Genomic DNA, 11,686 nt, shown 5'->3' with positions numbered 1-11,686 from the left:
CTAAAAGCAAAATGAATGGCTAGTACTGCGGATTTTAAAAACGGTCTTTGTTTGGAATTCAATCATGATATATATACCATCGTGGAATTCCAACATGTCAAACCGGGGAAGGGAGCGGCTTTTGTGAGAACTAAGCTAAAAAGCCTGACCTCAGGAAAAGTATTGGAAAAAACCTTCAATGCCGGAGAAAAAGTCACAACGGCTAGAGTGGAAAAAAGGCCTCATCAGTTCATTTATGCCGATGATATGGGCCACCATTTTATGGACATGAACTCCTTTGAACAGATTCCCATCGAGGAAAAACTGATACAAAGAGCTGACCTTCTGAAGGAAGGTCAGGAAGTAGACATCTTGGTCCATGATGAGACCGAAACCCCGCTTTCAGTGGAATTGCCGCCATTTGTGGAATTGATGATTACCTATACTGAACCTGGTATCAAAGGCGACACAGCCACCAATGCCATGAAACCAGCCACACTGGAGACTGGAGCAACCATTATGGTGCCCCTTTTTGTGGAGCAGGACATCATGATCAAGGTGGACACCAGAGATGGTTCTTATTCCGAAAGAGTAAAATAATTTTAAAAGCTATGCGATTTTATTAAATTACATAGCTTTAGTGTTTTTATGCAATATACCAACCCAAATACCGATACTGAGTTTCCTAAAACCAAAAAATCATGAAAGCAAAAGAGATACAGGAGTTAATAGATTTTATTTCAAATTCAGGATTGGCTGAAGTGAAAATCGAGACAGATGAGTTCAAACTCTCTATTAAGAAAAACGCGGAAGTACCTGCTGCAAAAGTTACTGAAGTCATCACTGCAGCACCCCAACAAACCCAATCCAATACCCCTGCACCGAATCCTTCCCCGGCACCTTCCACTCCACCTGCCTCCAAAGGCGAAGATCAATCCAAATACATCGAGGTGAAATCTCCCATGATCGGTACCTTTTATAGAACCCCTAGTCCTGATACTGATGCTTTTGTCAATGTAGGAGATACTATTTCAGCAGGTCAGACGGTCTGCATCATCGAAGCCATGAAACTTTTCAATGAAATCGAATCTGAGATATCCGGAAAAGTGGTCAAAATATTGGTCGACAATGCCACACCGGTAGAATACGATCAGCCTTTGTTTTTAGTAGATCCAGAAGGATAATAATTACATTGTTTCACCAACCCAAAAAACTGTGTTTAAAAAAGTACTAATTGCCAATAGAGGTGAAATCGCCCTGAGAATCATCAGGACCTGTAAAGAAATGGGAATCAAAACTGTGGCAGTCTATTCCACAGTAGACAAGGACAGTTTACATGTGCGCTTTGCTGACGAAGCGGTTTGTATAGGTCCGGCTCCGAGCAGGGAATCTTACCTCAATATTCCCAGAATCATCGCAGCTGCAGAAATCACCAACGCGGATGCGATACATCCCGGCTATGGTTTTTTGTCTGAAAATGCAGAATTCTCCCGGATTTGTGAAGAATACAACATCAAATTCATAGGTGCCAGCCCGGATATGATCAATAGAATGGGTGATAAGGCTTCCGCCAAGGCCACCATGAAGGAAGCAGGCGTGCCGACCATTCCCGGTTCAGAAGGTTTGTTGAGTTCTGTAGAAGAAGGAAAGAAAATCGCTTTGGAAATAGGGTATCCCATCATACTTAAAGCAACTGCTGGTGGAGGAGGCCGAGGTATGCGTATTGTCCGTGAAGAAAGTGAATTTAAAAAAGCTTGGGATGATGCAAGACAGGAATCTGGAGCAGCATTTGGCAATGACGGACTTTATCTTGAAAAATTTGTAGAGGATCCCCGCCACATTGAAATTCAAATCGTGGGTGACAGTGACGGAAGAGCTTGTCATTTGTCTGAAAGGGACTGTTCCATTCAGCGAAGACACCAAAAATTGCTTGAAGAGACCCCTTCCCCGTTCATTACTGAAGAACTAAGGGATGCCATGGGCAAGGCTGCCATTAAAGGGGCAGAAGCCATTGCCTATGAAGGAGCGGGAACCATAGAATTTCTGGTTGACAAACACCGGAAATTTTATTTTATGGAAATGAATACGAGGATACAGGTAGAGCACCCCATCACAGAAGAGGTGACAGACTTTGACCTGATCAAAGAGCAGATCAAGGTAGCTTCAGGAGCCAAGATCTCGGGAAAAAACTATATCCCAAAGCTATTCGCTATGGAATGCCGAATCAATGCGGAAGACCCCAGCAACGGGTTCAGACCAAGTCCGGGCAAGATCCAAAATCTACACCTCCCCGGCGGCAGAGGGGTCAGAGTAGACAGCCATGTATATGCAGGCTATGTCATTCCCCCCAATTACGACTCTATGATTGCCAAACTGATAGTGAGCGGACAATCCCGAGAAGAGGTAATAGTTAGGATGAAAAGGGCGCTGGAAGAATTTGTCATCGACGGAATCAAAACCACAATCCCTTTCCACATTGCACTTTTGGAAAACGAACAATTTCAGGCGGGTAATTATACCACCAAATTCCTGGAATCGTTTGACTTTTCAACAATCAAAAAATAATCAAAGCTGGTCTTGTACCAGCTTTTTTTCTTTAGGTCTTTACGCAAATTCAGCTTTTTTTGTGCTTTGGCTGCAAACCTTTTCTTTGAGTAATTTCCTTGTTGAGCCAAAACCCGGCAAGACATGATTCAATCCTTACACATGGTATGGAATAAAGGCAATGCATGCATGTCCTACTTTCCATAAATTCAAATTTCGTTCATTTCCGCTTCGCCACAAATACGCCATTGGGTTGGGTAAAGGTAGCTTCATTTATCTTTCCACTTTCGTCCTCCGAGAATTCTATGGAATACCCTTCCACTATTTTCAAGCTAAATTTATCTTTTCCGATAGCCAAAAGTTCATACTCAGGTTGACCGGCAACAAATAGGAACAAGGTGTTTTCATTTCCTTCCTTAAGGTAGAATTTAATGCTTTGTCCAGCAAGCTCATATTCTCCTGCATACTTTTCAAGGGTCTCTTTATCCACCGCTATCTCTTTGGGTTTTCGCTTGAATTCAATGGCATCTACGGTGGGTTCTGCTTTGAATGACAGGGAGGCAATTTCCCCCAAATCATTGATCCTGAAATTGAATTGCATAGGAGAAACGATGGTGGTATCCACCTTCCCATCTTCCATCCCCACCAATGAGAAAATATTGTAATGAAAGTGCTTCAGCCAAACTTTTTCATAAGGCGTCTGAGCAAAAAGAGAATCCCGGTCTAACAGTACCGCAATGGTTCCGTATCCCGGATGGTCATAATCCCCGGTAAACTCTGCCAAAATATGGGAGGTTTTGGTACCTTTCTTTTGGATGGATTTTGATTCTGCCCTACCGGATTCTGCCTGTTTTTTGGCTTCGTCTGCTTTTTCTTTTTGTATTTTGTTCCAATCTGTTTTTTCAACTTTCAGCATGCGGTCACTGATTATATTTCTCACTATGGCAGGAATGGGTGACCCGTTTTGATTGGCCAAAACCACAATTCCGATACTGTCTGATGGGAAAAAAGCCACATTGGCGGAAAAGCCATTGATATTTCCCCCATGTTCTACCCTGTAATGGCCTTTGTAGGAAGAGATCATCCATCCGTATCCATAGGTACTGAGGTGCATGTCGGGAAATTCCTTGTCCGGAAGACTGTTTGCCATGATCATCTGCGGACTCATCGCTTCTTTTACATAAGATTCAGGCAGGATCTGTTTTTCTTTGAATTTGCCGCCATTGATCCAGGTAATCAGCCAGTTTGACATTTCATTGACACTGCTGTTGATGCTGCCTGCAGGCCCCATGGCAGCAATGTCATAGTAGTCCATCTTCTTGATAAGGGAGTCATTTTTTACTTCGTAGCCAAAAGCAGCCTCTTTCCCATTTTTCAACCCATCAATCATTGCATTGCTGGCATTCATTTCCAAAGGGTCAAATAATTTTTCCTTCAGGTTTTCTTCCCATGTTTTTCCGGTAATCCTTTCTGTAATTACTCCCTGGGCCAAAAACATAAAATTGTTGTAATACCATTTTTCCCTGACTTGGGCAAAAGGCTCAAGGTATTGGATCCGTTGCATCAAAGTATCCCGGGACTGTGTCGTGAAAAAGTACCAGCTCAAATCATGCCTGGGAAGCCCGGTCCTGTGGGTCATCATATCCTGGATGGTGATGAGGTTGTTCATCTCATTGCTGTAAAACCGGAGTTCAGGGATGTGTTTGATGGGGCTGTCATCAAAGGACAATTTGCCTTCCTCTCTCAAAATCCCCAAAAGCCCTGAAGTAAAAGCCTTGCTGCTTGACCCGATAGCAAAAAGTGTATTGGGAGTCACCGGAATTTTTTGCTCATAATCCCTGTAACCGAACCCTTTTGAATACAAAATTTTATCTTTTTCTACTACTGCAACGGCAAAACCGGCAGCATTCCAGGTTTCGAGGACTTGGTTAAGTTCGGCATCCAGACCTGTAAAACGATTGTCATTTTTCTGTTTTTGCGCATGGGAAGGCAATGCAACCCATGATAGGAGTAAGAAAAGGATCAGTTTTTTCATGGTGTTTTTTTGAACTAGCAAATAAAAAGTGAAAGCTAATTTAAATTTATTTAATTCTTTCTCTGAAAGTCTAAAAATCATGTAGGACATAACCAGAATTATTTTCATAAGAAATTATCTGATTGGGGTAAATCGCCAACCAATTGTGGGTTTTTATCAGCAAATATAATTTGATCTGTTTAGTCAATTTTTTGGCTAGTTTACATGAAATAGGATAGCCCTACCTGGGAAAAAAACAGATAGGGAATTGGCTGTTTCCAATAGGACTCACCTCAGTTGCTTCAAAAGTCCTTTCCTGTCCCGGGGTGATAAAAATTAACTTTTCTCACAACTTATTTTCACCGCTTCTATATTTTCTAAAATTTTATGGAAGGATTGTTATTTACTTAATTTTTTACGAGATTGACCATAATGTTCTGATTACAAACCCATTGTCCGATGCACCCCAAATGGCCCCATATTTTCCTGGTCTTTACCATTCTTTTCGCAGTTTCCTGTAAGGAAAATACAGAAGTTGGGACCATTTTGAAGGATTCAGATCAGGTCAGTTACAATTTTCATGTACGCCCCATTTTATCAGACAAATGTTTTGCCTGCCATGGTCCTGATGCCAACAAGAGAGAGGCAGGATTAAGGCTCGACCAAGCTGAGGCGGCCTATGCGGCTCTATCGGAAAATCCCGGAGCCCATGCCATCATACCAGGCGATGTGGCGAAATCAGAACTGGTCAGTCGCATCTCCTCCGAGGATCCAGGAGAAATGATGCCCCCTCCTGAGTCAAACCTTAAGTTGACAGAAAATGAAATAAAGATTTTAAAAAACTGGATCAAACAGGGAGCGGTGTATGAACCCCATTGGGCTTTTGTTTCTCCAATCAAACCCAAAGTGCCAGAAGTCAAGGCCAAAGACTGGCCGAAAAACGAAATCGACCACTTTATGCTGGCTGGCATGCAGAAAATTGGACTAAAACCAAATTCACCTGCCCAAGCCCATGCGTTGCTGAAAAGAATCAGCCTCGACATCACCGGGCTGCCCCCAAGTCCTGAAATGTTGAGAAAATTTGAAGAGGACTCTGGTGAAGAGGCTTACATAAAGACGATTGATCATCTTTTGACTCAGCCCTCTTACGGAGAACGAATGGCAGTTTTATGGCTAGACATTGCCCGCTATGCAGATTCTTACGGTTATCAGGATGACAACATCAGGACACAATGGCCTTACCGGGACTGGGTCATCCATGCATTTAACCAAAACATGCCCTATGACCAGTTTATCACCTGGCAGCTGGCAGGAGACCTGCTTCCTGATGCCAACAAAGAACAGATATTAGCTACCGCCTTTAACCGAAACCATAAATATACAGAGGAGGGTGGCGTCATTGATGAAGAATACCGGGTAGAATATGTTCTGGACAAAACCAATACCTTCAGCAAAGGAATCATTGGAATCACTGCGGAATGTGCCCAATGTCATGACCACAAATATGACCCCATCTCTCAGCAAGATTATTTTCAGCTGTATGCTTTCTTTAACAATACCCCCGAAAAAGGCTACGAAGGGGATGTGCAGGAATCCAAACCTGCCAAAACCCCAATTCTCTGGATTGAACGGGAAGACATCGATGAGCTGCTGAGTTTTATCAACCATTCCGACAGCAGCAAACTGATGGTGTCTGTCATGGAAGAACTGGATACGGTCAGGACCACATACATGCTTAACCGAGGACTGTACGATGCCCCTTCGAGAGAAGTTACTGCAAACACCCCTGCGGCCATTATGGATTTTCCTGAGGAATATCCACGAAACCGCCTCGGACTGGCCAAATGGACCACAGATCCAAAAAACCCCCTTACTTCCAGGGTAATTGTGAATCTGATCTGGCAGGAAATATTTGGTCAGGGACTGGTAAAAAGCACCGGGGATTTTGGCATGCAGGGAGACCTTCCCTCCCACCCCGAATTGCTTGACTGGCTGGCAGTGGATTTTATGGAAAACGGATGGGACATCAAAAGGCTGCTCACCCAGATATTCTCTTCCGCCACCTACCAACAATCGGCCGTGGTGGATCCTAAAAAGTTTGAAAAAGATCCTGAAAACATCTACCTGTCCCGTGCCCCCCGCATCCGCATGAAGGCAGAAAGTGTAAGGGACCATGTATTGGCCAGCAGTGGACTGCTGGTCAGTGAAATAGGCGGCCCCAGTGTGAAGCCCTACCAGCCTGAAGGCCTATGGGAAGCATCCACCTCTGGAAGGGGACTCTTGGCTACCTACCAGCAGGACCGAGGAGATAAACTCTACCGAAGGGGGCTTTACACCTTCATCAAGCTCACCTCTCCACCTCCTCAGCCCATTATTTTTGATGGATCAAACCGCGACCTTTGTGAGGTCAAGCGGGGCAATACCAATACTCCCTTGCAGGCTTTGGCCATGTTGAATGACCCCCTTGTTTTGGAAGCATCAAGGGTATTGGCCGAGAGGCTTTTGATGAGCCAAGAAAATGAAAAAACCGCGCTGAAAGAAGCCTTCGAAAGAATCCTTTGCCGCACTCCTTCAAACCAAGAAATCAATTTGCTGCAGAATTATTTTGAGGAAGAAAAAATACGTTTTGAGAAGAATCCGGATAATCTGGATCCTCTCGTTCGGATAGGAGAATTCCCGATAAAGTCGACCGAAATCTCGCCGGAACTTGCCGCGCTTACCCAAGTCATCGTGGCCTTGTACAACCTGGAGGAAACCATTACCAAAAGCTGATATGGAAAAGGAAACATTGGAACATGGATTGAACCAGAACAGAAGGAAATTCCTTTCCAAACTGAGTTTGGGACTGGGTAGTGTGGCTTTGGGTTCCCTGTTGATCCCCGACTTTTTCAGGGGGAACGGTGGTATCGATGAAGGTGCCTTGATGGCTGCTGTACCGCATTTTGCGCCCAAGGCTAAAAGGGTGATCTATCTGTTTCAGAACGGTGCTCCTTCTCAGTTGGAATCCTTTGATTACAAGCCTTTATTAAGCCAATACATGGGACAGGAACTGCCTGCTTCCATCCGCATGGGACAAAGGCTTACCGGGATGACCTCCGGGCAAGATTCCTTTCCCTTGGTAGGCTCCTACTACAGATTTGACCAATACGGACAGTCCCGTGCCTGGATCAGTGAATTGTTTCCCCATACCGCCAAAATAGTGGATGACATTTGTATTGTCAAATCCATGCAGACTGAAGCCATCAACCATGACCCTGCCCTTACTTTTTTCCAAACAGGAGCTCAGGTCGGAAACCGGCCCAGTATGGGCGCTTGGCTGAGTTATGGGCTGGGCAGTGAAAACAGTAACCTGCCTGCCTTCTGTGTGCTCCTTAGCAGAGGCAAAGGCAACGGGCAGGGGGTTTATTCCAAGCTTTGGACCAATGGCTTTCTGGATTCTGTTCACCAAGGAGTGCAATTTTCAGCCAGTGAAGATCCGGTACTCTATCTGTCCGATCCCAAAGGCATGCGTAGAGAGGACCGTAGGAAAATGCTGGATCAGATTGCAGCCTTGAATGAAATGAGTTACCGGCAGTTTGGGGACCCAGAGATACAGGCTAAAATCCAGCAATATGAAATGGCCTACAGGATGCAAACAGCCGTTCCAGAAGTAACTGATATCTCCAAGGAACCCGACAGCATCATCAAATTGTATGGGCCTGATTGCCTCGTGCCTGGAACCTATGCAGCCAACTGCCTACTTGCAAGAAAATTATCTGAGAATGGAGTGCGTTTTGTCCAGCTGTACCATCAAGGCTGGGATCAGCATGGCAACCTTCCCAATGAAATGGCTGGACAGGCCAAGGATGTGGATCAGGCTTCAGCGGCCTTGATTACCGACCTCAAACAAAGAGGAATGCTCGACGAAACCCTGGTGATTTGGGGTGGGGAGTTCGGCCGGACCAACTACTGTCAAGGAAAAATGTCCGTAGACAACTATGGTCGGGATCACCATCCAAGGGCCTTTTCCATCTGGATGGCCGGAGGTGGCGTCAAATCCGGCATGGTCTATGGCGAAACAGATGAGTTTGGTTACAATGTCACCGACAATCCGGTACATGTCCATGATTTCCAGGCGACCATGCTGCATCTTTTGGGAATCGACCACGAAAAAATGACTTTCAGGCACCTTGGAAGACGGTATAGGCTGACAGATGTACACGGCAAAGTAGTTAAGGACCTTTTGGTATAGGATAGGCTGGATGAAGAAAGAATTTCCTATGAATAAAACCAGTTCGCTGATCCGACTACTCGAAAATCTGCTATTTGCTTCCCATTTTTTCATTCTGGTCCTGTTGCTGGGTGAAAGTCTGTTGGTTCTGCCAGCATGGTTTCAAGTGCTGGGTAGGATGCACCCCCTGATCCTCCATTTTCCCATCGTCCTTTTGCTATTGACAGGATTGCTACAGCTATTTCCAAACCTGATTGATCCCCCGGAAACCCATAGAAACCTTGTCAGATGGCTTTTATTAATCAGTTGCCTTCTGACTGGTATTACTGCACTGGCCGGGTTGATCTTGTCCCAGGAACCAGGATATGGGCCTGAGGAGATTGCTTACCACAAGTGGACTGGATTGGGGGTCTTCTGGATGGCTTCGCTTTGGTATGTGGTTTTTGTTAAGGAAAAGAAAGGTTTGGTCCTGATCCCGGCGTTGGCCAGTTTACTCTTGGTGACTATAACAGGACATCTTGGGGCTTCGATTACGCATGGAGAGTCTTTTTTGACCGAACCTCTGAAAAAAAACGAACCGATCAAAGTCAGTCTGGAGGAGGCGGTGGCTTTCGATCATGTCATACAGCCCATACTCGAACAAAAGTGCATCAGCTGCCATAAAGCCACCAAAAAGAAGGGCGAACTGCGCATGGATCAAATCAGCCACATGTTGGCCGGAGGAGAATCAGGGCCGCTTTTTGATCCGGAAAATCCCCAACAAAGTCTGATGCTCAAAAGAATTCATCTTCCTTTGGAAGAGGAAGAACACATGCCCCCAAAAGGGAAAATCCAGCTTACTGAGGAAGAAAAAAACCTTATCGAAGCGTGGATCATTTCAGGGGTAGATTTTGACAAAAAGGTTTTGGACTATCCGGAAGAGGAAGCCATTTTTCAACTGGCCAGCCTGAAATTCAATACTGAAAAAGGTTATGGTTTTTCGGCTGCTGATCCCGGAACGATACGAAAACTGAATAATTTTTACCGGAGGGTTGAGCCTCTTTATCCAGGATCCCCGGCTTTATCTGTCCGGTTTTTTGGTAGAGACCAATACCAAACAAGCCATTTACAGGATCTAAGTGAAATTGCTGGGCAAATAGTTTCTGTTAATCTCAACCAAATACCCCTTGCAGAGGCGGACCTTCAACAGCTGGCAGAATTCGATCAGCTTGAAAAACTTCAAATGAATTTTACGGGGGTCAATTCCAAAGATTTAAGGTTACTCCAACCTCTGAAAAACCTCAAGTCACTCTCACTTGTTGGAAATACTTTGGAAGCGGAAGTTCTGGAATTGCTGGAATCCTTCCCTGCTTTGGAAAAACTATACCTTTGGAAAACCGGCTTTGAGGAAAGTGATGTAAGTGCCTTGCAGCTTGCAAGACCTGAGATATTGATAGATTTAGGCTTTATGGATGAGGGAGAGACTTATGCTCTCAATCCCCCATCTTTGGTTTTTGACAAACCCATTTTCTCTACCGCACAGACGGTCAGCATCAAACATCCCATCGGAAGCGCAAGCCTATTTTATACCTTGGATGGGAGCATTCCTGACAGCAGCAATCATCTGGTCTATGAGGGTCCGATCACGATCACCGAAAATACCCAGCTCCAAGCCAGGGCATTTGCTCCGGGCTGGATAGGCAGTGGTGTAACCAAAGCCATCTTTCTGAAGGCAGCCCATAGTCCAGACAGTTTTTCACTAGACTTTCCTCCACATGACAAGTACAAAGGCCGGGGAGCGGAAACCTTGTTTGACCAAGAAAAGGGAGATCTGAATTTCAGTTCAGGTAAATGGCTTGGTTTTCAGGACAATCCGTTTGTCCTGGAAATGCATTTTGACGAACCTAAAGTCATCAATTCCGTCACGGTCAGTCTTTTACTCCATGAACAGTCTCACATTTTTCCTCCGGTAAAAGTCATTCAGTGGATCAAGCAGGAAGAAGGAGAATGGGAAAAGTCGCTGGAATTTAATCCTACCATGCCCAAAAATTTTTCAGAACCCCGATTGGATCAGATAAATCTTGATTTGAACGATCCTAAAAAAATTTCAGGAATCAAACTATCACTTTATCCCCTCCAAAAACTTCCCCAGTGGCATCAGTCACCGAATGACAAAGGCTGGGTGTTTGTGGATGAAATCATCATCAATTAATCTCCTTACCCATGGAAGCCCATCAGATCTATCAAAAAAAAATCGAAGAAAAGCTGAGCTTAATCAAAACGCAAAGTGAAAAAATCATGCAAGCTGCCCAATGGGTAGCTGAAACCTTAGAAAAGGAAGGTTTTATTTACAGCAGCGGCACGGGCCACTCCCACATGTTTGCCGAAGAAATTTTCTACCGTGCTGGAGGATTTGCAAGAGTCATTCCCATTTTGGATGATGCCCTAATGTTACATGTAGATGCTTCTAAAAGTACTGAAGTGGAGCGAAAAGAAGGGTATGCGGCCAAACTCCTCCACATTTTTAATATCAATGAAAAAGATTGTTTCATCATTTCCTCCAATTCCGGCCGCAATACAGTCAGCATAGACATGGCCTTGATCGCCAAAGAAAAGGGAGCCAAAATCATTGTGATCACCAACCTGAACCACAGCGCTTCCGTGGATTCCAGACATCCCTCAGGAAAAAAACTTCATGAGGTTTCGGACATTTACTTTGACAATTTTGGAGACATCGGAGATGCTTGTGTGCAACTTGAGGGAATTGATTTTAAGGTAGGCGCCACATCTACTGTGATAGGCACCGTCATCTTACAGAGCATCATGGTTCAAGCCGCTGAAAATTTAGTAAAAAAGGGAATCAGTCCGGAAATTTTCAGCAGCTCCAATGCGGATGAGGGAGAAGCCCACAATGAAGCTTTGATCAAAAAATACAAGGGTTTGGTGAAAGGATTGTGAAA

Annotated in this window: 8 protein-coding genes; 7 read left to right on the top strand and 1 reads right to left on the bottom strand. The window is 44.6% G+C overall.

What is annotated here, in order from left to right; translation table 11 throughout:
- The first annotated feature begins 15 nt into the window (after positions 1-15).
- From efp to accC, 3 genes are all read left to right on the top strand, one after another.
- Complete coding sequence (gene efp / locus H1A14_RS16155; RefSeq protein WP_194777315.1) at positions 16-579, top strand: elongation factor P; 564 nt, start codon at positions 16-18, stop codon at positions 577-579.
- Positions 580-680: 101 nt separating this feature from the next.
- A complete protein-coding gene (gene accB / locus H1A14_RS16150) occupies positions 681-1,163 on the top strand; it encodes an acetyl-CoA carboxylase biotin carboxyl carrier protein (protein WP_194777314.1) in 483 nt (160 codons plus the stop codon).
- Positions 1,164-1,194: 31 nt separating this feature from the next.
- The gene (gene accC / locus H1A14_RS16145; RefSeq protein WP_194777313.1) at positions 1,195-2,544 is read left to right on the top strand and encodes an acetyl-CoA carboxylase biotin carboxylase subunit; all 1,350 of its coding nucleotides are present in this window, start codon (positions 1,195-1,197) and stop codon (positions 2,542-2,544) included.
- A 199-nt stretch (positions 2,545-2,743) separates the two neighbouring features.
- On the opposite strand, the gene H1A14_RS16140 is transcribed toward accC, so the two are convergent.
- Positions 2,744-4,558 (bottom strand): serine hydrolase, encoded by a 1,815-nt coding sequence (locus tag H1A14_RS16140; protein ID WP_194777312.1) that lies wholly within the window; start codon positions 4,556-4,558, stop codon positions 2,744-2,746.
- Positions 4,559-4,996: 438 nt separating this feature from the next.
- Here H1A14_RS16140 and H1A14_RS16135 point away from each other — a divergent pair, with 438 nt between their 5' ends.
- From H1A14_RS16135 to H1A14_RS16120, 4 genes are read left to right on the top strand one after another with little or no spacing between them, the layout of a single operon-like run.
- On the top strand, positions 4,997-7,309 hold the full coding sequence (locus tag H1A14_RS16135) for a PSD1 and planctomycete cytochrome C domain-containing protein (protein WP_194777311.1): 2,313 nt from the start codon (positions 4,997-4,999) through the stop codon (positions 7,307-7,309).
- Between the two features lies 1 nt (position 7,310).
- Positions 7,311-8,768: a DUF1501 domain-containing protein gene (locus H1A14_RS16130; protein WP_194777310.1), complete on the top strand. Its 1,458-nt coding sequence runs from the start codon at positions 7,311-7,313 to the stop codon at positions 8,766-8,768.
- A 28-nt stretch (positions 8,769-8,796) separates the two neighbouring features.
- A complete protein-coding gene (locus H1A14_RS16125; protein WP_194777309.1) occupies positions 8,797-10,938 on the top strand; it encodes a c-type cytochrome domain-containing protein in 2,142 nt (713 codons plus the stop codon).
- 11 nt (positions 10,939-10,949) lie between these two features.
- The gene (locus H1A14_RS16120; RefSeq protein WP_194777308.1) at positions 10,950-11,684 is read left to right on the top strand and encodes a sugar isomerase domain-containing protein; all 735 of its coding nucleotides are present in this window, start codon (positions 10,950-10,952) and stop codon (positions 11,682-11,684) included.
- Positions 11,685-11,686: the final 2 nt, after the last annotated feature.

The organism is Pararhodonellum marinum (assembly GCF_015354735.1).
Taxonomy (GTDB): Bacteria; Bacteroidota; Bacteroidia; order Cytophagales; family Cyclobacteriaceae; genus Pararhodonellum; species Pararhodonellum marinum.
The sequence above is the reverse complement of the archived record's forward strand: the minus strand, read 5'-3'. Positions and strand labels throughout refer to the sequence as shown.

Coding starts and splice junctions, on each gene's coding strand:
- H1A14_RS16140 (WP_194777312.1), bottom strand. CDS start 4,558: ATGAAAAAACTGATCCTTTTCTTACTCCTATCATGGGTTGCATTGCCT.
- accB (WP_194777314.1), top strand. CDS start 681: ATGAAAGCAAAAGAGATACAGGAGTTAATAGATTTTATTTCAAATTCA.
- H1A14_RS16135 (WP_194777311.1), top strand. CDS start 4,997: ATGCACCCCAAATGGCCCCATATTTTCCTGGTCTTTACCATTCTTTTC.
- efp (WP_194777315.1), top strand. CDS start 16: ATGGCTAGTACTGCGGATTTTAAAAACGGTCTTTGTTTGGAATTCAAT.
- H1A14_RS16120 (WP_194777308.1), top strand. CDS start 10,950: ATGGAAGCCCATCAGATCTATCAAAAAAAAATCGAAGAAAAGCTGAGC.
- H1A14_RS16130 (WP_194777310.1), top strand. CDS start 7,311: ATGGAAAAGGAAACATTGGAACATGGATTGAACCAGAACAGAAGGAAA.
- H1A14_RS16125 (WP_194777309.1), top strand. CDS start 8,797: ATGAATAAAACCAGTTCGCTGATCCGACTACTCGAAAATCTGCTATTT.